This window comes from Micromonospora sp. NPDC047812, assembly GCF_040704175.1.
Taxonomy (GTDB): domain Bacteria; phylum Actinomycetota; class Actinomycetes; order Mycobacteriales; family Micromonosporaceae; genus Micromonospora.
The window spans coordinates 238,155-261,309 of the sequence record NZ_JBEYRY010000006.1 but is presented as its reverse complement, the minus strand read 5'-3'; the positions used below and the strand labels follow the sequence as shown (position 1 = coordinate 261,309).

Annotated in this window: 23 protein-coding genes; 10 read left to right on the top strand and 13 right to left on the bottom strand. The window is 74.3% G+C overall.

Annotation, left to right across the window (positions count from 1 at the left end):
• Window positions 1-45: 45 nt before the first annotated feature.
• Window positions 46-573: a 2'-5' RNA ligase family protein gene (locus AB0883_RS23095; RefSeq protein ID WP_366643273.1), complete on the bottom strand. Its 528-nt coding sequence runs from the start codon at window positions 571-573 to the stop codon at window positions 46-48.
• A gap of 112 nt (window positions 574-685) precedes the next feature.
• Here AB0883_RS23095 and AB0883_RS23090 point away from each other — a divergent pair, with 112 nt between their 5' ends.
• On the top strand, window positions 686-2,482 hold the full coding sequence (locus AB0883_RS23090) for a DEAD/DEAH box helicase (RefSeq protein WP_366643272.1): 1,797 nt from the start codon (window positions 686-688) through the stop codon (window positions 2,480-2,482).
• 87 nt (window positions 2,483-2,569) lie between these two features.
• Here the strand turns inward: AB0883_RS23090 and lon are convergent, their stop codons facing one another.
• The 5 genes from lon to AB0883_RS23065 form a co-directional block, all read right to left on the bottom strand.
• Window positions 2,570-4,900, bottom strand: a complete 2,331-nt coding sequence (gene lon / locus AB0883_RS23085; protein WP_366643271.1) for an endopeptidase La — start codon at window positions 4,898-4,900, stop codon at window positions 2,570-2,572.
• Between the two features lie 38 nt (window positions 4,901-4,938).
• Window positions 4,939-5,196 (bottom strand): hypothetical protein, encoded by a 258-nt coding sequence (locus tag AB0883_RS23080; protein WP_366643270.1) that lies wholly within the window; start codon window positions 5,194-5,196, stop codon window positions 4,939-4,941.
• A 23-nt stretch (window positions 5,197-5,219) separates the two neighbouring features.
• On the bottom strand, window positions 5,220-6,332 hold the full coding sequence (locus tag AB0883_RS23075; protein ID WP_366643269.1) for a putative manganese transporter: 1,113 nt from the start codon (window positions 6,330-6,332) through the stop codon (window positions 5,220-5,222).
• Between the two features lie 67 nt (window positions 6,333-6,399).
• The gene (locus AB0883_RS23070) at window positions 6,400-7,269 is read right to left on the bottom strand and encodes a manganese catalase family protein (protein ID WP_366643267.1); all 870 of its coding nucleotides are present in this window, start codon (window positions 7,267-7,269) and stop codon (window positions 6,400-6,402) included.
• 86 nt (window positions 7,270-7,355) lie between these two features.
• Window positions 7,356-8,087: a HAMP domain-containing sensor histidine kinase gene (locus tag AB0883_RS23065; protein ID WP_366643266.1), complete on the bottom strand. Its 732-nt coding sequence runs from the start codon at window positions 8,085-8,087 to the stop codon at window positions 7,356-7,358.
• 58 nt (window positions 8,088-8,145) lie between these two features.
• On the opposite strand from AB0883_RS23065, the gene AB0883_RS23060 reads away from it, so the two are divergent.
• The 3 genes from AB0883_RS23060 to AB0883_RS23050 all read left to right on the top strand — a co-directional run bounded on the left by AB0883_RS23060 (window position 8,146) and on the right by AB0883_RS23050 (window position 10,843).
• Window positions 8,146-8,787 carry a response regulator transcription factor gene (locus AB0883_RS23060; RefSeq protein WP_366643264.1) on the top strand — a complete coding sequence of 214 codons (642 nt, stop codon included), beginning with the start codon at window positions 8,146-8,148 and terminating at the stop codon, window positions 8,785-8,787.
• A gap of 137 nt (window positions 8,788-8,924) precedes the next feature.
• Entirely contained in the window at window positions 8,925-9,272 is a 348-nt protein-coding gene (locus tag AB0883_RS23055; protein ID WP_121398678.1) for an Lsr2 family protein, read from the top strand.
• Between the two features lie 320 nt (window positions 9,273-9,592).
• Window positions 9,593-10,843, top strand: a complete 1,251-nt coding sequence (locus AB0883_RS23050; protein WP_366643262.1) for an MFS transporter — start codon at window positions 9,593-9,595, stop codon at window positions 10,841-10,843.
• 51 nt (window positions 10,844-10,894) lie between these two features.
• Here AB0883_RS23050 and AB0883_RS23045 read toward each other — a convergent pair whose 3' ends face one another.
• Complete coding sequence (locus tag AB0883_RS23045; protein WP_366643261.1) at window positions 10,895-12,121, bottom strand: hypothetical protein; 1,227 nt, start codon at window positions 12,119-12,121, stop codon at window positions 10,895-10,897.
• A 332-nt stretch (window positions 12,122-12,453) separates the two neighbouring features.
• Window positions 12,454-13,338 (bottom strand): hypothetical protein, encoded by an 885-nt coding sequence (locus tag AB0883_RS23040; RefSeq protein ID WP_366643260.1) that lies wholly within the window; start codon window positions 13,336-13,338, stop codon window positions 12,454-12,456.
• 155 nt (window positions 13,339-13,493) lie between these two features.
• On the opposite strand from AB0883_RS23040, the gene AB0883_RS23035 reads away from it, so the two are divergent.
• Together AB0883_RS23035 and AB0883_RS23030 are read left to right on the top strand one after the other, a co-directional pair.
• Complete coding sequence (locus AB0883_RS23035) at window positions 13,494-14,084, top strand: GNAT family N-acetyltransferase (protein WP_366643259.1); 591 nt, start codon at window positions 13,494-13,496, stop codon at window positions 14,082-14,084.
• Window positions 14,085-14,420: 336 nt separating this feature from the next.
• Window positions 14,421-14,807, top strand: a complete 387-nt coding sequence (locus tag AB0883_RS23030; RefSeq protein ID WP_366643257.1) for a YciI family protein — start codon at window positions 14,421-14,423, stop codon at window positions 14,805-14,807.
• A 79-nt stretch (window positions 14,808-14,886) separates the two neighbouring features.
• Here AB0883_RS23030 and AB0883_RS23025 read toward each other — a convergent pair whose 3' ends face one another.
• The gene (locus tag AB0883_RS23025) at window positions 14,887-15,753 is read right to left on the bottom strand and encodes a phytanoyl-CoA dioxygenase family protein (protein ID WP_366643256.1); all 867 of its coding nucleotides are present in this window, start codon (window positions 15,751-15,753) and stop codon (window positions 14,887-14,889) included.
• 144 nt (window positions 15,754-15,897) lie between these two features.
• Here AB0883_RS23025 and AB0883_RS23020 point away from each other — a divergent pair, with 144 nt between their 5' ends.
• Window positions 15,898-16,626: a helical backbone metal receptor gene (locus AB0883_RS23020; RefSeq protein ID WP_366643254.1), complete on the top strand. Its 729-nt coding sequence runs from the start codon at window positions 15,898-15,900 to the stop codon at window positions 16,624-16,626.
• A gap of 24 nt (window positions 16,627-16,650) precedes the next feature.
• Here AB0883_RS23020 and AB0883_RS23015 read toward each other — a convergent pair whose 3' ends face one another.
• On the bottom strand, window positions 16,651-17,604 hold the full coding sequence (locus AB0883_RS23015) for a TerC/Alx family metal homeostasis membrane protein (RefSeq protein WP_366643253.1): 954 nt from the start codon (window positions 17,602-17,604) through the stop codon (window positions 16,651-16,653).
• Window positions 17,605-17,997: 393 nt separating this feature from the next.
• Complete coding sequence (locus AB0883_RS23010; protein WP_366643252.1) at window positions 17,998-18,696, bottom strand: CBS domain-containing protein; 699 nt, start codon at window positions 18,694-18,696, stop codon at window positions 17,998-18,000.
• Window positions 18,697-18,909: 213 nt separating this feature from the next.
• Between AB0883_RS23010 and AB0883_RS23005 the strand changes: the two genes are divergently transcribed.
• Both AB0883_RS23005 and AB0883_RS23000 read left to right on the top strand, forming a co-directional pair.
• Entirely contained in the window at window positions 18,910-19,485 is a 576-nt protein-coding gene (locus AB0883_RS23005; protein WP_366643251.1) for a hypothetical protein, read from the top strand.
• 193 nt (window positions 19,486-19,678) lie between these two features.
• On the top strand, window positions 19,679-20,071 hold the full coding sequence (locus tag AB0883_RS23000; protein ID WP_366643250.1) for an FKBP-type peptidyl-prolyl cis-trans isomerase: 393 nt from the start codon (window positions 19,679-19,681) through the stop codon (window positions 20,069-20,071).
• Between the two features lie 119 nt (window positions 20,072-20,190).
• Here the strand turns inward: AB0883_RS23000 and AB0883_RS22995 are convergent, their stop codons facing one another.
• Window positions 20,191-20,541 (bottom strand): STAS domain-containing protein, encoded by a 351-nt coding sequence (locus tag AB0883_RS22995; RefSeq protein WP_366643249.1) that lies wholly within the window; start codon window positions 20,539-20,541, stop codon window positions 20,191-20,193.
• Between the two features lie 153 nt (window positions 20,542-20,694).
• Between AB0883_RS22995 and AB0883_RS22990 the strand changes: the two genes are divergently transcribed.
• Window positions 20,695-21,714, top strand: a complete 1,020-nt coding sequence (locus tag AB0883_RS22990) for an SMP-30/gluconolactonase/LRE family protein (protein WP_366643248.1) — start codon at window positions 20,695-20,697, stop codon at window positions 21,712-21,714.
• Window positions 21,715-21,820: 106 nt separating this feature from the next.
• Here the strand turns inward: AB0883_RS22990 and AB0883_RS22985 are convergent, their stop codons facing one another.
• Window positions 21,821-23,086 (bottom strand): Ig-like domain-containing protein, encoded by a 1,266-nt coding sequence (locus AB0883_RS22985; protein ID WP_366643247.1) that lies wholly within the window; start codon window positions 23,084-23,086, stop codon window positions 21,821-21,823.
• Between the last annotated feature and the right edge of the window lie 69 nt (window positions 23,087-23,155).

The window sequence follows — 23,155 nt, the reverse complement described above, 5'->3', positions numbered from 1 at the left end:
GGGCCCGGTCCCGTCCCGGCGCCCGGCGGGGCGCGTTCCCAGCGGTCAGGTGCGGTGGTCGGCGCCGCCGAGCGGGCTTACCGTCCGGCTCTGTCCGTCGTAGCTGCGTCCGGCGACGAAGGCACCGTCGGGGCGGTCGGCGCCCGCCACCGCGCGGGCCAGCCGGCGGTCGGCGTCGCGGAAGCGCAGCGCCAGGCTCAGGTGCGGGCACCAGCGCCCCGGCGCGTGCCAGGAGCGCTGGCCCGGCGCCCCGGCGAGGACGTCCCACACCGACGTGTGCAGGGCGGTCAGCTCCCGCGACGGGTGCACCAGCCACACCAGCGGGGCGCTGCCGTCGAGCACCGCGATCCGGTCCAGCCGCACGGGCAGGGGCAACGCCGCGTCGAACAGGTCGACCAGCCGCCGCCACGCGCCGGGCGGGAAGTCGTCGACCGCGGCGAGGGTCAGGTGCGGCCGGTTCGTCGGGTGGGCGTTGCGGGCCAGGCTGGGCAGCCCCACCGCGGCCAGCCGCTCCCAGGCGCCGCGCACGGCGGCCTCCAGGTCGGGCGAGCAGACCAGTTCGACCGTACGCACGCCGCCAGGCTAGCCCGCCGGGCACGGCGACGGGCGCCCGCCGGACCCGCCCCGGCGCGCGTTGTGCCGGTCGGCGAAACGGCGTCGCGGCGGTGATGAAAAGCTTGACGGCATGAGTTCCGCACCCGTACGGCACGACCCGCCCACCGAGCCCGGCCCCGACGCCCTCGACGACACGAGCGCCTTCGCGGACCTCGGGCTGCGCGCCGAGTTGCTGGGCGCGCTGACCGCCCTGGGCTACGAGGAGCCCACTCCGATCCAGCGGGAGGCCATCCCACCCCTGCTGGCCGGTCGGGACCTGCTGGGCCAGGCCGCGACGGGTACGGGCAAGACGGCCGCCTTCGCGCTGCCGCTGTTGCAGCGGATGCCCGACGACCGGCGCGGCGGCGCCCCGGTGGCGCTCGTGCTGGTGCCCACCCGCGAACTCGCGGTGCAGGTCTCCGAGGCGTTCCACCGCTACGGCAAGGACCTGGGCGCGCGGGTGCTGCCGATCTACGGCGGGCAGCCGATCGGCCGGCAGCTGCGCGCCCTGGACCTCGGGGTCGACGTCGTGGTCGCCACCCCGGGCCGCGCGCTGGACCACATCGCCCGGGGCACGCTCGACCTGGGCTCGCTGGCCACGGTGGTGCTCGACGAGGCCGACGAGATGCTCGACATGGGCTTCGCCGAGGACATCGAGGCGATCCTGGAGCACGCGCCGGAACAGCGCCAGACGGTGCTCTTCTCGGCGACGATGCCGGCGCGCATCGACGGGCTGGCCCGCAAGCACCTGACCGACCCGGTACGCATCCTCATCGCCCGCGAGCAGCCGGTGGCCGGCGAGGCGCCCCGGGTGCGGCAGAGCGCGTACATCGTCGCCCGGGCGCACAAGCCGGCGGCGCTGGGCCGGGTGCTGGACGTCGAGTCCCCCACGGCGGCGATCGTCTTCTGCCGCAGCCGCGAGGAGGTCGACCGGCTCACCGAGACCATGAACGGCCGCGGCTACCGGGCCGAGGCGCTGCACGGCGGGATGAGCCAGGAGCAGCGCGACCGGGTGATGGGCCGGCTGCGCACGGGCACCGCGGACCTGCTCGTGGCCACCGACGTGGCCGCCCGTGGCCTGGACGTCGAGCAGCTCACCCACGTGGTCAACTACGACGTCCCGTCGGCCCCCGAGTCGTACGTGCACCGGATCGGGCGGGTCGGCCGGGCCGGACGGGAGGGCGTGGCGATCACCCTCGCCGAGCCGCGCGAGCACCGGATGCTCAAGACCATCGAGCGGGTCACCGGCCAGCGCATCGCCATCGACAAGATCCCGACGGTGGCGGACATGCGCACCCGGCGGTTGGAGCTGACCCAGGGCGCCCTGCGGGAGAGCCTGCTGGAGGACGACCTCGACCCGTACCGGGCGATCGTCGAGTCGTTGACCGACGAGTTCGACCTGGTGGAGGTGGCCCTCGCGGCGGTGAAGCTGGCCCACGAGGCGACGTCGCCGGGCTCGGACGACGAGGAGGAGATCCCCCAGGTCCCCGTCCGGGGCCCGCGCGAGGGGCGGCCGGAGGCCGGTGGCCGGGGCGAGCGCCGGGGCGGTGCCCGGCCCCGCACCGGCGGCACCACCCAGGTCTTCATCGGGCTGGGCCGGCGCGCCGGGGTCCGCCCGCAGGATTTGGTGGGCGCGATCACCGGCGAGACCGGGGTCAGCGGCCGGGACATCGGCTCGATCGAGATCGCCGACCGGTTCTCGCTGGTGGAGGTGCCCCAGACCGTCGCCGACGAGGTGATCGCGGGGCTGCGTGGCAGCACCATCAAGGGCCGCAAGGCGACCGTACGCCGGGACCGTGACGGCGACGGCGGCGGCGAGCGCCGCTTCGACGGGGCCGACCGGCGCGAGCGCCGCGACCGGGACTTCGACCGCCGCGACCGCCGCTAGGACGGTACGGGCAGGGACCTTCCCTTCCCCACGCCTCCGACGACGGAAGGGGCCCCTGCCGCGTGGCGGGGCCCCTTCCTCGACGCCTCAGGCGGCGGCGAGCGCCGGATCGGGGCGGGTGTCGGCGTCGGCCGGGCGCAGCGCCAGGGCGAGCACGTCGGCGACGTCGGCCAGGGTGTGCACGGTCAGCGCCTCCCGGACCTCGGCGGGCAGGTCATCGAGGTCCGGCTCGTTGCGGGCCGGGATGATGACCTCGGTCAGGCCGGCGCGGTGAGCGGCGAGCAGCTTCTGCTTCACCCCGCCGATGGGCAGCACCCGGCCGGAGAGGGTCACCTCGCCGGTCATCCCGAACTCGGGGCGCACCGGCCGGCCGCTGGCCAGCGACGCCAGGGCGGTCACCATGGTGATGCCGGCGCTGGGGCCGTCCTTCGGCACCGCGCCCGCCGGCACGTGCAGGTGGATCCGCCGTCCGGCGAGGGCGTTCGGGTCGAGTCCGAGCCGGCGCCCGTTGGAGCGCAGGTACGACAGCGCGATGTGCGCCGACTCCTTCATGACGTCGCCGAGCTGGCCGGTGAGGGTCAGCCCCGGCTCGCCCTCCATGCTGGTCGCCTCGATGAAGAGCACGTCGCCTCCGGCTCCGGTGACCGCCAGGCCGGTGGCCACGCCGGGTACGGCCGTGCGCTCCGCCGACTCCGGGGTGAACTTCGGCCGCCCGAGGTAGGTGGCGAGGTTGCCGGTGTCGACACGGACCGGTGCCGGGTCGGTCGCCAGGGCCACCGCGACCTTGCGGAGGATCTTCGCCAGGGACCGTTCGAGCTGCCGCACGCCGGCCTCGCGGGTGTACTCGCCCGCGATCCGGGCGAGGGCCTCGTCGGCGACGTCGACCTCCTCGGCGGTGAGCCCGGCCCGCTCGCGCTGCCGGGGCAGCAGGTGGTCCCGGGCGATGGCGACCTTCTCCTCCTCCGTGTACCCGTCGAGGGTGACCAGCTCCATCCGGTCCAGCAGCGGGCCGGGGACGGCCTCCACCACGTTGGCGGTGGCCAGGAAGAGCACGTCCGACAGGTCGAGGTCGACCTCGAGGTAGTGGTCGCGGAAGGTGTGGTTCTGCGCCGGGTCGAGCACCTCGAGCAGGGCGGCGGCCGGGTCGCCGGAGTAGCCGGCGGCGAGCTTGTCGACCTCGTCGAGGAGGACGACCGGGTTCATCGAGCCGGCCTCGCGCAGGGCGCGCACGATCCGGCCGGGCAGCGCGCCGACGTAGGTGCGCCGGTGGCCACGGATCTCCGCCTCGTCGCGTACGCCGCCGAGGGAGACCCGGACGAAGTTGCGGCCGAGCGCGTGGGCGATCGACTCCCCGAGGCTGGTCTTGCCGACGCCGGGCGGGCCTGCGAGGGCGAGCACCGCGCCGGAGCCCCGGCCGCCGACGACGCCGAGGTTGCGCTCGGCCCGCCGGTTGCGCACGGCGAGGTACTCCAGGATGCGGTCCTTCACGTCGGCCAGGCCGGCGTGGTCGGCGTCGAGCACGGCGCGGGCCGCGGCCAGGTCGGTGTTGTCCTCGGTACGGGTGCCCCACGGCATCTCCAGCACCGTGTCGAGCCAGGTCCGGATCCAGCCCGCCTCCGGGGAGGCGTCACTGGCGCGTTCCAGCTTGCCGACCTCGCGCAGCGCCGCCTCGCGGACCTTGTCGGGCAGGTCGGCGGTCTCCACGCGGGCCCGGTAGTCGGCGGAGCCGTCCGGCTCGTCCTCGCCGAGCTCCTTGCGGATGGCGGAGAGCTGCTGGCGGAGCAGGAACTCCCGCTGGGACTTCTCCAGCCCCTCGCGGACGTCGGTGCTGATCTGCTCGGCGATCTCCTGCTCGGCCAGGTGGTCCTTCACCCAGCCGACGAGCAGTTCCAGCCGGGCGGTGACGTCCGGCGCGGCGAGCAGCTCGGTCTTCTGGGCGAGGCTGAGCCAGGACACGTAGCCGGCCGAGTCGGCCAGCTCGGAGAGGTCGGTCATCCGCTCGATCGCGTCGATGACCTGCCAGGCGCCGCGCTGCTGGAGCACGGACGTCATCAGGGCGCGGTACTCGCGGGCGAGTTCGCGGGCGCGGCCGGCCGGGGCGGGTTCGTCGAGTTCGGTCGCCTCGACCCAGAGTGCGGCGCCGGGCCCGGGCACGCCGGAGCCGATCCGGGCGCGCGACAGGCCGCGGACGACGGCGGCCGGTTCGCCGTCGGGCAGCCGGCCGACCTTCTCGATGGTGGCGACCGCGCCGACGGGGCCGTACTCGCCGTCGAGGCGGGGCACGGCGAGCAGCTTGCCCTCGCCGGTGGCGCGGGCCGCGTCGACGGCGGCCTGGGTGGTCGGGTCGAGGGTCACCGGGATCACCATGCCGGGCAGGAGCACGGCGTCGGTCAGGGGAAGTACCGGGAGAGTTGCCATCGAACACCTGCTATCGCGTTGAGTTGAGCGTGTCCAACTCAAGTAACAAATCGTTCCCCTTGTTCCGGGCTGTGACCCAGACCACCCCCGCCCGTCGGGCGGCGCCGCGGGCGCAGCAGCTCCCGCGCCAGGCCGGTGCCCCCGGCGGCCGCCACGGCGAGCGGGATCGCCAGGCAGGTCAGCGCCAGCGCGGCGACCGTCCAGCCCGGCAGGCCGGCCACCGCGGCGACGCCGGTCAGCACGGCGAAGGCGAGGAGCTTGCGACGGGTGCGGGCGATCGGGATCGCGACGGACATCGGATCTCCCCCTCCGTACGGGATCAGAGCAGGACGAGCAGGGCGGCGCCGACGGCTGCCGCCGGAACGGTGGTGACGACGGTGGCGAGCGCCGCCGAGTGCCGGCGCAGCGCGGCGAGCGGGATCAGCGCGTCGCCGTCCTGGCTGATCGCGTTGGCGACCAGGGTGGGCAGCGGCAGGCCGCCGCTGACGTACAGGCCGGTGAAGACGATCTGCACCGCGCACCCGGGGATGAGGCCGATGCCCGCGCCGACCAGCACGCCGACGAGCCCGGTGAGGGCGAGCTGCGAGCCGTCGAAGCCGGTCGTGGTGGTCACCACCTGCCAGCCCAGGTACGCCACGGCGACCCAGACGGTGACGAAGGACGCCTCGTGCGCGCTGTGCCGCAGCGTCTGCCGCAACGACCGGGGTTGCGCCGTCTCCAGGCTGTCGTCGGCCAGCTTCCCGCGCCCCCCGGCGAAGATCAGCGCCGCGGTGATCGAGCCGAGCACCCCCAGCGCCAGGTACGGGTCGACGCCCCCGAGGGAGCGGGTCAGCGCGCCCGGGTCGACCAGCTGGAAGACCACCGGCACCGACACCGCGAACGCCGGCGTGGTCAACCCCCAGAACGCCGTGGACGCCGGCACGCGGGGCAGCAGCCCGCCGAGCAGCCGCCGCGACCCGGCGAGGTCCGGCCCGCCCACGGCGGCCAGGTCGACCGGTGCGGGCGCGGGCGCGGCGGCGACCCGGTGGTTGACCGCGCGGGCCGGGTCGATGCCGAGCGCGTCGACGACGTACCCGGTCACCAGGCCGACCGCGAAGAGCAACGCATGGATCTTGAGGGCGAACACCGGGTTCCAGGCGAGCACCACCCACGACGAGTCGCCCATGGTGGCCGCCAGGGCGGCGACCACGGTGCCGAAGGAGACCTTGCCCCGGGCGTACAGCGGCATCAGGATGATCGCCCCGCCGCAGCCGGGACTGACGCCCAGCAGGGCGCCGACGAGCGGACCGAGGCGGGGCCGGCGGGTGAGCCCGTCGGTGACCCGGTCGCCGTGGCGCCAGCGCAGCCAGCCGAAGAAGGCCACCATGACGGCGACGTAGACACCCACCTGCATGAACGCGTCCGCGAGCGGGCGGAGCACGAGTTCGGTCACGGCACACCTCCTCCGGTACGGTGCCGCCGGGTCGTCCGCCGCTCGCGGACGACCCGGCGCGACGGCGTCAGGTGAGCTTGCTCTTGACCTTGTTGACGGCGCCCTTGGCAAGGCCCGGGTTCGTGCCGTAGAGCCGCGGGTCACCCGGCGGCAGGACCGGCTCGGGCGCGTGCGCGCGAGGGCTGTGGTCGTAGCGGAACTCGCCCTTACCGTCGGGCGCCGGCCCGGACGCCCAGCGCCCCTCCGACGCGTCGGTGCCCGGCGAGAAGTCCAGGTACGTGTAGCTGAACTTCTCGGTGAACTCCTTGGAGTCGGGGAACGCGTCCGGCACCGGCATCTCCTCCAGGCCATCCTCCTTGAGCTGCTCGATGGCCGCCATCCACATGTTCTGGTGCATGGTGTCGCGGGCCAGCAGGAAGCGCAGCATGTTCTTGACCCCGGGGTCGTCGGTCATGTTGAACAGCCGGGCCACCTGGAGCCGGCCCTGTGCCTCGGCGGTGACGTTGAGCTGGAAGTCGGCCATCAGGTTGCCGCTGGCGGTGATGAAGGCGCCGCTCCAGGGCACGCCGTTGCTGTCGGCCGGCAGCGCGCCGCCGCCGCCGTGGATGAAGTGTGCCGGGTTCGACCCGCCGTAGATCGCCCCCACCATCGGGTTGTCGTCGGCGGCCTCCTGCAACGACAGCGGCGCGTTCTCCAGCAGCCGGGTGATCATCGTGGCGATCATCTCGACGTGGCCCATCTCCTCGGTGCCGACGTCGAGGAACAGGTCCTTGTACTTGCCGGGCAGCCGGCAGTTCCAGCCCTGGTAGAGGTACTGGTTGGCGACGGTCATCTCGCCCCACTTGCCGCCCAGGATCTCCTGGAGCCGGCGGGCGAACGCGGCGTCCGGGCCGTCCGGCTTGGCCTCGAACTGCAGGTCCTTGATGTGGGTGAACACGTGTCCTCCTCGGTGCCGGTCGGGCTGTCACCGAGGCGGTTCCCGCGACGGGCGGCCCCATCGGGCCAACCGGCGGCCCGGCGGGGTCAACCTGTCGACGGGAACGCGGGCAGCACCACCTCGAGGGCCACCCCGCGCGGTCGCAGCCGGTGCAGGCGCAGCCGGCCGCCGTCGGCGGCGAGCAGCCGCCGGACGATCCACAGCCCCAGCCCGGAGGCCCCGGCGCCGGGCGCGGGCCGGCACAGCGCCTCGACGAGGGGCGGATCGACCCGCCCCTCGTCGGTGACGACGATGCGCAGACCGGAGCGGCCGAGCGCCGCGTGGATGCCGATGCGGCCCTCGGCCGGACCGTGCCGCAGCGCGTTCTCCACCAGGTTGGTCACCACCTGCCGGGTCCGCCGCCGCGGCACCGGGCAGTCCCCGGCCCGCCGGGTCACCCCGGTCCGCCGCCGGTGCGGGGGCACGAGGGCCGCCGCACCGCGCAGGACCTGCGCCAGCGGCGCCGCCGGGTCCGCCGCCGGCGCCAGCGCCCCGGTGCCGGCGGCGGCGTCACGCAGCAGGCCCTGCAGGTGCACGGCCTGCTCGTGGGCCAGGGCCGTGATGGCGCACCGGTCGTCGTCGGTGAGCGGGAGCCTGTCGTCGGCGAGCGCCCGGGTGAGCGAGGTGAGGGCGCTGACCGGCGTACGGAACTCGTGGCAGAGCACGCGCAGCAGCAGTTCCGGATCGGTGTCCAGCGCTGCCGGGTCGGCCGGACCGGGTTCGGGCCCCGCCCAGCGGAGCAGTCGCAGCGGTCCCCGCTCCCCGTGCCGTCCGCGCATCCGTCCGACCTCCCTCGTTCGGCCGCATGATCGGTACCCGCTCGGGAACGGACCAGGCATGCCCGCTCCCCCCGTCGTCCGGTTGGCCGTGGTGGACGACCATCCGCTGTTCGTCCGCGGGCTGGAGCTGCTGCTGCCGGCCACGACCGACGGGCGGGCGGAGGTGGTGGGCTCCACCGGCGACGCGTCGGCCGCCGCCTCGCTGGTCAGCCGCTGCCTGCCCGACCTGGCGCTGGTCGACCTGCACATGCCGCCACCGGGCGGGATCCGGGCCGTGGCGGCGATCCGGCGCACCACGCCCAGGGTGCGGGTGGTGGCGATGTCGGGCGCGGAGGACCCGGCTCCCGCCCTGGAGGCGCTGCGCGCCGGTGCCGAGGCCTACCTGCCGAAGACCGCCGAGCCGGAGGAGTTGCTGCCCCCGCTGCTGGCCGTCCTCGACGGCTGGGCGGTGCTGCCGGGGCACCTGCTGCGCGCGCTGCTGCGTCCCGGCCGGGCGGCTCCGGTCGATCTCGACGACGAGGAACGGGCGATGCTCCGGGCCATCGCGGCGGGCCGCAGCACCGTCGAGATCGCCGAACAGATGCACGTCTCGGAACGCACCGTGAAGCGGATGACGGCCGCGCTGCTGCGGAAGTTGCGGGTATCCACCCGGGCCGAGGCGGCGGCGCTCGCCGGGCACGCCGGTCTGCTCGGCGACTGACCCCCGGGCTTTGCGTCCGGCTGTTTTCCCGCGATAACGCGACCCGCCGAAATGAACACGACGCGCATTGTTGCGGATTCGCCATGGGATACGTCAAACTTTGACCACACCCCGCCCCACACAGGGAGTAATTAACGATGGCGAGAAAAGTAATCACGGTCCTGACCGACGACCTCGACGGTGGAAAGGCCGACCGGACCGTCGAGTTCAGTCTGGACGGCGTGGCCTACACCATCGACGTCTCCGACGAGAACGCGGGCGTGCTGCGCAAGGCCCTCGACCCGTACATCAACGCTGGCCGGCGAATCGGTCGCGGAACGGCCGACACAGGGCGGGCACCCCGCCGGGCAGGCGCGCCGGGCGGCTCGGGAATGGACCGGGAGCAGAACCGGGCCATCCGGGAATGGGCCACGAAGAACGGCTACAAGATTTCCGAGCGCGGCCGCATCCCGGTCGAGGTCGTGGAGGCGTACAAGAACCGCTGACCGGCACCGGGCTCACGCTCGGGCTCGCGCGGGGTCACGCTGAGGAATCAGCGCGGCCCCGCCGGTCTTTTCCCACGGCCATCCATTCGCACGACCCGCACCCGGCCGCGGGTGCATTCTCAGCCCGGTCCATTAGCCGCTCCGGCCATCGGCGAGTCTCCGGGACGCCCCCGGGCCGTCCGACAACCGGACGCCCGCCGACCTCACGACCGTGATCATCGCCACGATCGCACCGGTGCGACCGGAGACCGTCGAACTGCCCGAGTGTAATGAGCGACAGCTTTGTCGAGCATTACCTGCACGGATCTCGGGGGTGGCGGATGACGCGATGGTGGAGCCAGACGGCTGGCGGGTTGCCGCGCACCTTCTGGTACCTCTGGACGGCCACGCTGATCAACCGGCTCGGCAGTTTCGTCGCCATCTACCTCGGCGTCTATCTGGTGTCGGTACGCGACCTCAGCCCCGCGTACGCCGGGATCGTGATCGGGTTGCACGGGGCCGGCAGCGCGGCGGGGGGCGTGCTCGGCGGGATCGTCGCGGACCGGTGGGGGCGACGGCCCGCCATGCTCGCCGGAAACGTCGCCGCCGCGACCGCGGCGGTGGCGCTGGGCCTCAGCGGGCACCCGGCGGCGCTCGCGGCCCTGACCCTGCTGCTCGGGCTCTTCCTCGGCGTCGCCCGGCCGGCCTTCACGGCGACCATCATCGACGTGGTGGGCGAGCGGGACCGGCTGCGCGCGCTGACGCTGAACTACTGGGCGATCAACATCGGGTTCGCCGTCGCCGCGACCGTGGCCGGCCTGCTGGTCCGGATCGAGCCGCTGCTGCTGTTCGCGATCAACGCGGCGGTGCTGCTCGCCACCGCCGCGCTGATCGGCCTGACCGTGCCCGAGTCGCGCCCGGCCCCGGTCGCGGTCGGGCAGGTCACCCGGGCCGGCTCCGGCGGGCTCGGCACCGTGCTGCGGGACCGGGTCTTCCTGACCTTCACCGCCCTCACCGGGCTGGCCTGGCTCTGCATCGAGAGCAGCGCGATGCTGCCGGTGGCGTTGCAGGCCGACGGGCTGCCGGCGTCGGCGTTCGGGCCGGTCATCGCGGTCAACGGCCTGATGATCGTGCTGGGGCAGCTCTTCGTGCCCCGCCTGGTCGGCCGCTTCGACCGGTCCCGCACCGTCGCCGTGGCCGTGGTGGTGATCAGCGCCGGCTTCGCCCTGACCGCGCTGGCCGACGCCGTCTGGTTCTACGCGCTCACGGTGGCCGTCTGGACGCTCGGCGAGATGCTGATGACCCCGTCGAACTCGGCGCTGACCGCGGACCTGGCGCCGGCTGCCCAACGCGGCCGTTACCAGGGCGTCTACTCGCTCGGCCACGCCTTCGCCAGCTTCGCCGGGCCGACGCTGGGCGGCCTGGTCGCCGCCCGGTTCTCCACCGACGTCCTCTGGCTGGGGCTCGCCGGGCTGGCCCTGCTGGTCGCGGCCGGCAACCTCGCCGCGGCTCGGCCCCGGGCCCGGCGGATCGCCGCCCTGCGGGCCGCCGCGGCGCCGCCGGCCCCGCGGGAGGCGGCGGCACTGGTGTGAGCGCACCGGCGGGGGCCGCCGGGGTACGCCCCGGACGGCCCCGGCCGGCGGTCAGCCGACCTCGATGCGCACCACGTCGAAGGCGGGGGTCTGGTTGGCCCGTTCCATCATCGGCACCCGGTGCGAGCCGTCGCCGGCCCAGACCGCGCACTGGGCGGTGCCGGATCCGGGCAGCCCGGGGATCTGGATGACCACGTCGTCGGGCTCGGCGCCACCACGGCTGTCCTCGGTGGCGACGAAGAACGCCGGCACCTCCTGCGGCTCCGGCGGCTGCCGGAGGCTGTCCAGCATCCGGCAGGCGGTGTGGAAGTGGCCCCGCACCAGGCCCTGCTCGTTGAGCAGCGAGCTCTCCACGTAGTACCCGCCCTGCCCGGCGGCGAGGAAGCGGTCCCGCACGAGGTTGCGGGTGGAGACCCGGAGGGTGAACGGCTGGCCGGCGTTCACCCGGTCGGGGAACTCGGTGATCAGCAGCGACGGATTGTTCGCGGCGGCGCCGACCTCGCCGAACGCGGTGCTGACGCAGCGGTTGCCGTTCTGGAAGCCGTCGTGCGGCTGCAACCGGCTGTCGTCGCAGTCGTTCGCGATCACCCCCGACCCGGCACCGGGCCCACCGTTGCCGCCACCGCCGTTGTTGCTGCCACCGCCGTTGTTGCCGCCACCGTTGTTGCCGGTCGGGGCCACCTGGCACTCGGCGAGCCGGGCCAGGCCCTGCGGCCGGGGGCCAACCCGGTCGATCGCGACGGTGATCCGCTCCAGCGTCGCCCGGCGCTTGCCGGCCAGCGGCTGGAGGATCGAGGTGCGAACGAACTCCTCGCCCCGCCGGCCCTCGGCGGCCAGCCGCCGGTCCGCCTCGGCGATCTGGGTCTGCAACAGGTTCAGGTTCCGATCGACCTCGGCGCGGGCACGCTCGGGCACGCGCGGGAGCCGGCTGGCCACGTCCGGGCAGGCCACGGCCGAGCCGCCGTTGTCGGCGCCGCCGCCCCGCGTCTGCTCGCACTCGGCGACCGACTGCTGCCCGTCCCCCCAGTGGTTGCGCACCCACCGGCCGTCCTGCCATGTCCGGCTGGTGCCCCGCCCGCTCGGCGCGGTCGCGCCGGGGCTGGGCTCCACGCAGGCGGCGGAGGCCGGTCGGGTGGAGGTCGGCCGGCGGTCCTCGGCCGACGAGATCTGGGTCACGGCGACGATCCCGCCGAAGACCGCGAGCGTGCCGACGACGGCCAGCAGTCGCTTGCTCCGCGCGCTACCGGATGACCGGCGCGTCCGTGTGGACCTGCGCATCGAATTGCTCTCCTTCGCGATCCGGTGGTTGGTTCGAGATCTCGGCGGACCGACGGAATTGGGGCGGCACACCCCGACGGGGACCGTCGCGGCGAACCGGTGGCACGTCGATGGCCGACGATGCCCTTTCCGCACCGTCCGCCGCGCCGCGCGGCGCGGTCGGGGAGATCCTGTCCATTCCCGCAGGAGTACGGGACGTCCGGCGCGAAGGTTCAACGCGATTCGGGGAATTCGGAAGGGCCCCGGGCATCGATTGGTGACGTGCGCCCCCGGTGTCACGCCGGCAAAGAGGGTGACCGCGCGGGCCGGCGACCGGTGGCGCGGCGCAGCGGTCAGTCCGCGCAGAGGTGGGCGAACGCGAAGCCGCCCGTCATCTCGCCGTGCCGGGACTCCAGCCGCCGGATCTCGGCGAGCACCTCGTCCCAGGGCGTCAGGACCGGTCCGTCGGCGTCCGGCGCGCGCAGCCGCTCGCCGACGGCCACCGCCGCCAGGTCCTCGGCCAGCCGCCCCGGATCCACCCCGGCCGAGACGCGCTGGGCGTGCACCGTCACCCGCTCCACGAGGCAGGCGTCGGGGCGTACCCGCACCCAGCTCCACCCCTCGGCCGGCCCGCCCGTCCAGCGCACGTGCAACCCCCGCACGATCGGGTCGGCCAGCCGCCGCGCCACATACGCCTCGACGGCGGCGGCCCGGGCCAGGGCGCCGAGGTCGTTGACGTGCCCGGTCCGCCCGTCGGGCAGCCGACCGAGGATGTCGCGGAAGCCGACCGGGGGCACCCCGGTGTCGTCGGGCTCCCCCGCGCCGAGGGCCGCATACGCGCGCGCGTCGATCACGTACGCCACGATCCGGCGCCCGTGCTCCGTGGCCCGCAGCGTCGGCGACCCGATCCGCAGCACCGCCAGGCCGACCGCCTCGGCCACCGCGTTCTTCAGCCGCTCGACCCGCTGCCCGGCGGAGCCGGGGGCCGCGACGGGGCCGATCTCGACGGCGAAGACCGGCCGGGCCGTGTCGGCGGCGCAGACGACGAGGTCGTAGCCCTCCCGGCTGGCCGTGCTCCACTGGCTGCCGGTGACGCCCGGCGGACGCCCCTGCACCAGTTCGCCGAGCCGGCGGGGGCCGTGCACGAGCTGGCCGCCCCGGGCGAGCAGCGGGCCGCGCCCACCGTCCCCGGCGACCGCGCGCAGCCAGGAGCCGTCCCCACCACCGGTGCCCGTCATCCGCCTGATCCGTCCGTCCCGCCGCCGATCGGAGGCCGACGCGTCGGCCGGGGGCGAGTCTAGGCCGTCGATCATGACCGGCGTGGTGGTGGTGCCCCGGGCCGTACGGCCGCAATTCGCTTGAGGTCCCCTGCCCGCGCCGGTGGGATGGGCGGGTGAGTGTCTTCCTGTCCACCGGGCGGCTGGTGCTGCGCGAGTTCACCCCCGACGACGCCGACCTGCTCGTCGAGCTGGACGGCGACCCCGAGGTGATGCGGTACCTCACCGGCGGGCGCCCCACCCCGCCCGAGGCGGTCCGGGAGCGCGTCCTGCCCCGGATCCTCGCCCACTACCGGCGACCGCCGGGACTCGGGTGGTGGGCGGCGCTGGGCCGGGGGTCGGGCGACTTCCTGGGCTGGTTCGAGTTCCGCCCGACCCGCGACGGCGACGCCCGCGAGGTGGAGCTGGGCTACCGGCTGCGCCGTTCCGCCTGGGGCGTCGGCCTCGCCACCGAGGGCTGCCGGGCGCTGATCGACACGGGCTTCACCGCGCTCGGCGTGGAGCGGGTCACCGCGAACACGATGTCCGTCAACGCCGCGTCGCGTCGGGTCATGGAGAAGTCCGGGCTACGGCTCGTGCGGACGTACGTCGGGGACTGGCCGGAGACGATCGACGGCGCGGAGCACGGCGAGGTGGAGTACGCGCTGACCCGGCAGCGCTGGCTGCGCGAGACGGCGAGGCCATCGGCCGGTCCAGGGGCGAGCTGAACACGAGGATCCACCTGGCACCTCGCTCCCCGATGCGCCAAACCGCATCCCTCTATTGGGCCAGCCTTGTCATCGCCGCGCCATCATTCGGCTTCCACAACCGACAGGACGGCCCTGGGAATTCAGCAGGGCATCCGTTTCAGGGTTCAGTAGTTGCCTGCGGGAGTTGCGCTGGTCCTGGCAGGGTTCCGTTGACTGTGGAGGTGGAGGACCAGGCGGACGCGAACGGCGAAAATCCCGATCAAGGTTCATCTGGCATAGCATCTGATCACGGCGAGTCGCTCGTAGGCAGACGAGAGGCGGCGAAAGCAGCCGCCGGAACAACGGAGACGTGGGATGACGCGGTACCTGGTTTCGTTCGATGACGGCTCGATGGACCACATCCGGGACGAGGATCTCCCCGAGGTGAACAAGGCCACACACGCGGTGATGCGCGAGGCCGTGGACGCCGGTGTGTTCGTGACCGGGGGTGGAGCCGATCGCCGGAAGGCAAGCATCGTAGCCACGGACGGAACGGTCACCGACGGCCCTGACCCGGAGACCAAGACGGTCATCGGCGGCTTCGTGGTGATCGATGTGCCCTCACCCGAGGAGGCGTTGACGTGGGCGGCCAAGTTCGCCTCCGCTTGCCGCTGCGCACAAGAGGTTCGGGAAATCATGCCCGATCCTGAACTGGACGCGATACTTGCTGTTCCAGCCGGAGGTTCTTCCACGGCTCGGTGACGGACTGGCGGGCGTGGTGGCTGGTCCTGGCAGCGTCGCGATGGCGGCGGTGGACGACCGCCGGCGCGGGCCACCCGGGTCACTCCGCGCCCATCACCAGGCCCTCGATGGTGTGCTTCTGCCGGATCGGCGTCAGGGCGTCGACCACCGGGCAGGGCAGGTGGGCGCGCACCTGCTCGGGCAGGCCCGCCCAGTACTCCCGGGTGACCGCCATGTCGTGGTGGTCGGCGTTGCCCGCTCCCGGCGCGTCGACGCCGAGCACCAGCACCGGGCGGGACAGGGTGGAGACGTTCGGCGTGCCGCGGTGGATGGTGAGCGCGGACCGGGCGGAGATGTCGCCGCGCTGCGGGTACTTGCGGACCGCCCGTCGCGCGTAGCGGGGGTAGCGCTCCCGGGGCGGGAACATCTGGTGGTCGAAGTCCCGTCCGTCGTCCCACTGGGTGCCCGGGGCGATCTCGAACGGGCCCATCTCCTCCACCGTGTCCACGGTGGTGAGGTTGAAGGCCAGCGACGTCAGCCGCCGCTGCCGGCGGGTGTCCTCCGGCATCGGGAAGTCCCGGTGCCACGGCTGCATGGCCGCGCCGGGAAACGGGATGTCGAAACCGAGCTCGACGATCTGGTAGTCGGGCCCGAGCACGGCCCGGCACACCGACACCACCCACGGGTGGGTCACCAGGTCGACGAAGCCGCGCAGCTGCTCGGGGTGGATCTCCACGTACCACCGATGCGGGCCGCGGCCGACCGCGCCGTCGGGTCGGGAGCGGGCCTCCCGGAAGGCGGCCTCGATGTCCTCGCCGACCCGGTCCACCCAGTCCACGGCGAAGGCCCCCCGGCACGCGGTGATGCCGTCCCGGTAGAGGTCGCCGAGCGCCTCCAGGGGAACCTCCTCCTCGGCGGGGGCGGGCTGGTCGGTGCGCGGCGCGGGCGCGGTGGAGTGGGACCTCATCGAACCTCCTGACGGGACCAACCGAGTATTACAACGTTGTAGAGACGTCGCAAGGGACGCCCGGGCCGCGACCCCTGCGGCGGGTCGGGGCATGATCGACCGGTGCGCCGGTGGTCGACGCACGGGACCGGGGAGGTGCGCGGGGTGCGGGTCGTTTCGCTGGTGCCGTCGCTGACCGAGGCCGTCGCCCTGACCCTGCCGGGTCTGCTGGTCGGCGCCACCGACTGGTGCTCCCACCCGGCCGGGCTGGACGTGGCGCGGGTCGGCGGGAGCAAGTACCCGGACCTCGACCGGGTGCGCGCGCTGCGCCCCGACCTGGTCCTGCTCAACGTCGAGGAGAACCGCCGGGAGGACGCCGACGCGCTGGCCGCCGCCGGTGTGCCGGTGCGGGTGACCTACCCGCGTACCGTCGACGAGGCGCTGACCGAGCTGGCGGAGCTGCTCCGCGACCTGGGCGCTCCGGCCGAACCGGAGTGGCTCGCCGCGGCCCGCCGGGCGTGGGCCGGGCTGCCCGCCGACCGACCCGCCCGCCGGGCGGTGGTGCCGGTCTGGCGGCGGCCGTGGGTGGTGCTGGGCGCCGACACCTTCGCCGGCGACGTGCTGCGCCGGCTCGGCGTGACCAACGCGTACGCCGACGACGCCGAGCGCTATCCCCGGCCGAGTCTCGACGAGCTGCGCGCCCGCGCGCCGGAGCTGGTGGTGCTGCCCGACGAGCCGTACCGCTTCACCGCCGACGACGGGCCGGAGGCGTTCCCCGGCACCCCCTGCGCCCTGCTCTCCGGCAGGCACCTGACCTGGTACGGCCCGTCGCTCGCCGAAGCGCCCACCGTGCTCTCCGTCCAGCTCGCCGACCCCGTCGTGCACCCGGGCTGACCGCCGCGACCCCACCTCGACCGGTCACCCGCGCGCCCGCCGGCGCCGTTCCCGACGGGCGTCGACCACGCTCCACCCGATCGCGACCGACAGCGTCAGCACCACCACCGCGAGGGTCAACCAGACCGGCAGCTTCCCGACCGGCGTCTCGGCCAGGATCAGCTTCGCCCCGGCGAAGGCCAGCAGGAGAGCCAGCCCGTACCGCAGGTAGCCGAAGTGCCGCAGCAGCCCCGCCAGGCAGAAGTAGAGGCTGCGCAGGCCGAGCACGGCGAACGCGGTCGCCGTCCAGACGAGGAACGTGTCGGTGGTGATGGCCAGGATCGCCGCCACCGAGTCGATCGCGAAGACCACGTCGGTGGCCTCGATCGCGACCAGCGCCACCAGTAGCAGCGTGGCCCTGCGCCGGCCGTCGACCCGGACGGTGAACCGGCCGCCGTGGTAGCCCGGTTCCGTCGGCACCAGCCGCCGGAACGCCCGCACCGCGAGGATGCGGTCGGGGTCGACGTCCGGCTCGCCGCGTACCGCGAGCCGCCACCCCGTCCAGATGAGGAAGGCGCCGAGCACGACGCCGGCCCAGGTCAGCCGTTCCAGCAGCCCCGCGCCGGCGAAGATGAAGGCCAGCCGGAACGCGAGCGCGCCGACGACCCCCCAGAAGAGCACCTTGTGCTGGTACGCGGCCGGCACTCGGAAGTACCCGAACAGCAGCGCGAAGACGAAGACGTTGTCGACGGAGAGCGCCTTCTCCAGCAGGTAGCCGGAGAAGTACGCCCCGGCCGGCTCGCCGCCCCGCCACAGCCAGATGACCAGGCCGAAGGTGAGCCCCGCGGTGATCCAGACGCCGCTCCACAGCAGCGCCTCGCGCAGCTCGATCACGTGGTCGTCGCGGTGGGAGAGCAGGTCCACGGCGAGCATGACGGCGATGACCGCGCCCACCGCCGCCCAGGCCCAGAGGGGTGCCGCGAACGTCGCCTCGTCCACCCGGCGTCCTCCGCATCCCCGACGGCGGCTCCGCTCCCGACGCGCGTGCCCCGGCCGGCCCGGTACGCCAGGCGGCCTGCGGCCGGGCCGCCCCCCGGTAGCCCGGCGGTGGGCCCGGAGCGCGTCCGATTCGAGCCTAGGCGAGCCGCCCACCGGCCGACGGCGGTCCGGGCAAGTCGATGCCACCGGCCCGGACGGTTCCGTGCCATTGCCGGCCGGACGGCTCGATGCCACCGGCGGGCCGGACGGCTCCATGCCACCGGCGGGCCGCGCCCACCCGGCTTTTCAGGCAGACCGGCCCGGACCGGCACGGGCGTCAGGGGACCGGCCCGCCCAGGCGTCGTGCGGACCGGGCCCGCACGGGCGTCAGGCGGACCGGGCCCCGCACGGGTGTCAGGCCACCGGGGTGGTCCGGGCCGGGTCCGGATCGGCGAGCGTGGTGTCGTCGACGTCGTAGGCGAGGGTGCTGGTCACCCGGACCACGCCGCTGACCTGCCCCGCGAGCCGGCCTGCCAGCTCGACGGCGCTGCGCCGGTCCAACCGGCCGTCGAGCGTCACCTCGCCCCCGCGCACCCGGACGGTGACCAGCCCGTCCCGCACCGCGAGCACCCGGCGCAGCACCTCCTGCACCACGTCCTCGCGGATCTCCGCGTCGGTGCGCAGGTGCACCCGCAGCAGGTCGCCGCGCGTGACGATGCCGACCAGCCGGCCCAGGTCGTCGAGCACCGGCAGCCGCTTCACCGACTCCCGGTCCATCTGCCGCGCGGCGGCGGAGATCGTCGCCTCCGGCCAGGTCGCCACCGCCGGGGCGGTCATCAGGTCACGCGCCAGCAGCGCCTCGGCCTTCTCCCGGACGGTGCGACGCCGGCGCCCCTCGAAGACCCGCCGCTCGTCCGGGCGGCCGGCCCGTTCGACCTTGTGCAGCAGGTCCGACTCGGAGACCACGCCGAGGACCCGGCGGGAGCCGTCCACGACGGGCACCCCGCTGATGCCCCGCCGGACCAACGCGTCGACGATCTTCCGGTAGGGGGTCTCCTCCCCCACCGTCGCGACCTCCCGGGTCATCACGTCGCCCACCTGCCACGTCCTCATCGCGACCTCCCTGTCGTTCCCACCGCGACGCTACGACCGCGGCGGTCCGCCGGGTCAGGGCCGCCGGACCGGGCCGGCACGGCCGGACGGACCGGCGCGGGAGGGGTCGAAGGTCCCGGTCCGGTGGGGCCCGGTCGGCCCTGCCCGACCGACGCCGGCGGGCGTCCAATGGAGATGCCACCGGAAAGCGCGGTGCCAGGCACACGAAGGGACGTGGAGACAATGGCCGCGACGATCGAGCGCACCACCGTCGGGACCGACGCTGCGGTGGCGGAGACCCGGCACACCGGCGAGACCACCAGGGAGCGGGCCGCCCGGTACGTCTTCGCCGGAATCCGGATCGCCCTCGGGTGGACCTTCCTCTGGGCGTTCCTGGACAAGGTCTTCGGTCTGGGGTTCGCCACCGAGGCGAAGAACGCCTGGATCAACGGCGGCAGCCCCACCAAGGGCTTCCTGACCTTCGGCGCGGCCGGCCCGTTCGCGGACTTCTACCACGGCATCGCCGGGGCCGCGTGGGCCGACGTGCTCTTCATGGCCGGCTTGGCCGCGATCGGCGTCGCGCTGCTGCTCGGCATCGGGATGCGCCTCGCCGCCGTCGCCGGAGCGGTGCTCTACGTGATGATGTGGACGGTCGTCCTGCCTCCCGAGAACAACCCCTTCATGGACGAGCACCTGATCAACGCGGCGCTGCTGGTCGGTCTCGCACTGGTCAACGCCGGCGCGACCCTCGGCCTGGGCGCGACGTGGGCGAAGCTCCCGATCGTGCGGCGGTTCCCCTGGCTGCGGTGATCCGGCGCGGCACCTCCCCCTCGGCGGGCGTCACCACCGGTGACGCCCGCTTACGCGTGCCCGCCGCGGCACGCCGTCGCCCGGGGAGGGCCGGTCGCGACGGATGCGCCGGGACCGCCCGGCATCGGCCGGACGCCATCGGGCAGGATCTCGGGTGACGGACATCAGGACCGAAACGGCAGGAGACTCCCGAATGAACCAGGCAGCAGGCGCCCGCTCGGGCAAGCCCGAGGTGGGCCCGATCGAGGGCGCGCCGCCCGCCGATCTCGTCATCGAGGACATCACCGTCGGCGAGGGGCCGGAGGCCCAGCCGGGGCAGCTGGCCAGCGTCCACTACGTCGGGGTCGCGCACTCCAACGGTCGCGAGTTCGACTCCTCGTGGAACCGGAATGAGGCGTTCGAGTTCTCGCTCGGCGGTGGTCAGGTCATCTCCGGCTGGGACCGGGGCGTCGTGGGCATGCGGGTCGGCGGCCGGCGCCGCCTGACCATTCCGCCGCACCTGGGCTACGGCGACCGGGGCGCCGGCGGCGTCATCAAGCCGGGCGAGACCCTGGTCTTCGTCGTCGACCTGCTCGGCGTCCGCTAAGCGAACGATGATCCGCTGAGCGGACGGCGGACCGCCGGGCCACGGGCCGGTGCGGATGGCGGACGACGCCGTCGGCACCGGCCCGCTCACCATGGCACCTGGAGCCCGGGCGCCGCAGGTCAGCAGGGCACCAGCTCCCGGTCGGCGCACGGGTCCACGATCGGGATGACCCGGTGCAGGCCGGTGGCCCGCAGCACCCGCTCGACCACCGGGTCGGGACGGACCAGCACCAGCTCACCGCCCCGGGCCCGGACGCGCAGGTGCGCGGCGACCAGCGCCCGCACCCCGGCCGCGGAGAGCAGGCGGACGCCGGAGAGATCCAGCCGGAGCACGGGCCGGGTCGGAGCGTCCCAGAGCGCGGAGCGGAACGCGGCGACCGTGGCGATGTCGACCTCGCCGGTCGCCCGCACCTCCACCTCGTGGTCGGCCACGGTGATGTCCACGTGGAGCCGGTCGTCGCGCTGTCGCATACGACGAACCTATCCCCCACCACCGACATTTCCGCCCTGCTGAGGGACCGGATCCGGGTACGCCCAGGGTCATACCCCGAGGCTCCCGGATCCCCCTCAGGGATGACGCGACGAGGGCCTGCGGGCTGCACATCGGCGGGCGAGAATGAGCCGATGGTCGCCCCCCGCCGCCGCGTGCCCCGGCTGATCCGCCCCGTGCGCGAGCCCGCCACGGTCCCGCCGCCGCTCGACGGGCCGTGGACGCCCGCCGACCGGCGCCTCGACTCCGTGGAGCTGCTGCCCCTGCCCGACGGCGTGTCCGGCCCGGAGGACGTGGTCGTCGACCCGTCCGGCCGGGTCATCAGCGGCACGGAGGACGGCCGGCTCTGGTGGTGGCCGGTCGACGCGCCTCCCGGCACCCGGCCCCGGCCGCTCGCCGACACCGGCGGCCGGCCGCTGGGCTTGGAGGTCGACCCGCTCGACGGCAGCCTCGTGGTCTGCGACGCGTACCGGGGGCTGCTGCGGGTGACCGGTGACGGGGCGGTGCGCGAGCTGGGCGGCCTCGGGGCGAGGGCGCACCTGGCCGACAACGCCACCGTCGCCCGCGACGGCACGGTCTACTTCACCGACTCCTCCGACCGCTTCCCGCTCGCGCACTGGAAACGGGACCTGCTGGAACACCGGCCCAACGGGCGGGTGCTGGCGTACGACCCGCGCAGCGGGCGCACCGACGTCGTCCGCACCGGGTTCTACTTCCCCAACGGGCTCGCGCTCACCCCGGACGAGTCGGCGCTGATGCTGGTCGAGACCGCCGCCCATCGACTGGTGCGGGTGGCGCTGGCCGACGGCGCGGTCACCGTGCTGGCCGACCTGCCCGCGTACCCGGACAACCTGACCCCGGTGGGCGACGGGACGTACTGGATCGCGTTGCCCAGTCCCCGCGTACCGGTGGTCGAGCGGCTGCTGCCCCACCCCCGGCTGCGGCAGCTGGTGGCGGTGCTGCCGGCGGCGGTGCAGCCGAAGCCGCTGCGCTACGGCCTGGTGGCCCTCGTCGACGGCGAGGGGCGGGTGCTGCGGACCCTGCACGGCCCGAGCGGGACCTACGACATGATCACCGGCGTCCGCCAGCACGGCGACCACCTGTGGCTGGGGAGCCTCACGGGCCCCGGGGTGGCCCGGGTGCCGCTGGGTTGAGCCGCGACGCCGGACGGGGGTCGGCGGGACGCCTCGGTGCCACCCACGCGCCGGGGGACCGACCCGCGTGGCGGCGGACCGGTCCCCGGGTGTGCGTACGGTCGGCTCAGCCGCCACGGACGGACGGCGCCGGCGCCGGCGAGCCCCCGGCCACCGCACCGGGGTACGGCACGGGCGACGGGGACGGCCGCAGCCCGGCCGGCACGGGCAGCGCGCTGCCCTTGACGAACTCGTCCCAGCTGACGTTCCAGGCCGTCCAGCCGTTGCCCTCGGTCAACGGCACCTCCGTGCCCTTGACCGTGACCAGGTCACCGACCTGGGTGACCCCCATCAGCCAGTCCGCGGCGGCGGCGGAGACGTTGGTGCAGCCGTGCGAGACGTTGGTGCTGCCCTGGTCCCCCTCCGACCACGGCGCCCCGTGGATGAACTCGCCACCCCAGGTCAGCCGCTGGGCGTCCTCGACGTCGACCACGTAGGGGTCGGCCGAGCCCCGCGTGTCGAACGTCGTCTGCTGGTGCTTCTCCATGATCACCATCTTGCCGCTGGAGGTCGGCGTGCTCGGCTTGCCGAGGCTGACCGGGATCCGGCGGACGACCTTGCCGTCGCGCAGCACCGACATCTGCTTGGTCGCGTTGTCGATCTCCAGGGCCACCTGCCGGCCGATCCGGGAGGTGGCGGTGCGGTCGGAGTCGCCGACCCGGTCCTTGCCGATCGGCAGGCCCTCCAGCCCGGCCCGGACGCTGATCCTGGTCCCCGGGCGCCAGAAATCGGGGGCCCGGTAATAGGCCTGACTGCCGTCGGAGACCCACGACCAGGCGCCCGGCTGCGGCGGATCCGTCTTCACGAACAATCGGCGCTGCACGTCGTCCCTGGCCTCTTTCGGAATGGGTGGGTCGAACGCCACGGTCACCGGCATGGCGGTGCCGTACGTCCGATCGCCGGCGAAGTACAACGTGCTGGTGATTTCCGGTTTCGTCGATTTCGGCATCGTGGTGAAGGTGGTCCTGCGGGTCGTCGTCGTACCCGAGTCGCCCGTGGCGGTCACCTCCGCGGTGTAGGTGCGCCGCGGCTTCAGGGGCGCCTTCGGCACCCAGCCCGAGCCGTCCTCCCGGGGCTCCGCCGCGACCTGCGCGCCCTTGTCGTCGGTGATCCGCACGGCGGTGACCTTGCCGTTCCTGACCGCGGTCCCCACCTCGGCGGTGATCGGCACCTCGCGGGCGCGGTCGGTGGGCGTGACGGTCAGCTCCGGCGCCGCCGCCTGCCCCTCGGCCGGCCGGGCACCCGGTTTGCGGTCGGCGGTGCACCCGCCGAGGGCCAACGGCGCGGCCGCGATGGTCACGGCCAGCACCGTCAGTCGCCGCCTCAACTCCATGATGCGTCCCCCCGTTGATTGGTGTCCCTCAGCCACATTCTCTCCACGCCGCGCCGGATGGGCGCGCAA

Excerpts from the sequence above, each read along its gene's own strand:
- AB0883_RS23090 (WP_366643272.1), top strand. The coding sequence starts at position 686 with ATGAGTTCCGCACCCGTACGGCACGACCCGCCCACCGAGCCCGGCCCC.
- lon (WP_366643271.1), bottom strand. The coding sequence starts at position 4,900 with ATGGCAACTCTCCCGGTACTTCCCCTGACCGACGCCGTGCTCCTGCCC.
- AB0883_RS23080 (WP_366643270.1), bottom strand. The coding sequence starts at position 5,196 with ATGTCCGTCGCGATCCCGATCGCCCGCACCCGTCGCAAGCTCCTCGCC.
- AB0883_RS23065 (WP_366643266.1), bottom strand. The coding sequence starts at position 8,087 with ATGCGCGGACGGCACGGGGAGCGGGGACCGCTGCGACTGCTCCGCTGG.
- AB0883_RS23060 (WP_366643264.1), top strand. The coding sequence starts at position 8,146 with ATGCCCGCTCCCCCCGTCGTCCGGTTGGCCGTGGTGGACGACCATCCG.
- AB0883_RS23055 (WP_121398678.1), top strand. The coding sequence starts at position 8,925 with ATGGCGAGAAAAGTAATCACGGTCCTGACCGACGACCTCGACGGTGGA.
- AB0883_RS23050 (WP_366643262.1), top strand. The coding sequence starts at position 9,593 with ATGACGCGATGGTGGAGCCAGACGGCTGGCGGGTTGCCGCGCACCTTC.
- AB0883_RS23045 (WP_366643261.1), bottom strand. The coding sequence starts at position 12,121 with ATGCGCAGGTCCACACGGACGCGCCGGTCATCCGGTAGCGCGCGGAGC.
- AB0883_RS23040 (WP_366643260.1), bottom strand. The coding sequence starts at position 13,338 with ATGACGGGCACCGGTGGTGGGGACGGCTCCTGGCTGCGCGCGGTCGCC.
- AB0883_RS23030 (WP_366643257.1), top strand. The coding sequence starts at position 14,421 with ATGACGCGGTACCTGGTTTCGTTCGATGACGGCTCGATGGACCACATC.
- AB0883_RS23025 (WP_366643256.1), bottom strand. The coding sequence starts at position 15,753 with ATGAGGTCCCACTCCACCGCGCCCGCGCCGCGCACCGACCAGCCCGCC.
- AB0883_RS23010 (WP_366643252.1), bottom strand. The coding sequence starts at position 18,696 with ATGAGGACGTGGCAGGTGGGCGACGTGATGACCCGGGAGGTCGCGACG.
- AB0883_RS23000 (WP_366643250.1), top strand. The coding sequence starts at position 19,679 with ATGAACCAGGCAGCAGGCGCCCGCTCGGGCAAGCCCGAGGTGGGCCCG.
- AB0883_RS22995 (WP_366643249.1), bottom strand. The coding sequence starts at position 20,541 with ATGCGACAGCGCGACGACCGGCTCCACGTGGACATCACCGTGGCCGAC.
- AB0883_RS22990 (WP_366643248.1), top strand. The coding sequence starts at position 20,695 with ATGGTCGCCCCCCGCCGCCGCGTGCCCCGGCTGATCCGCCCCGTGCGC.
- AB0883_RS22985 (WP_366643247.1), bottom strand. The coding sequence starts at position 23,086 with ATGGAGTTGAGGCGGCGACTGACGGTGCTGGCCGTGACCATCGCGGCC.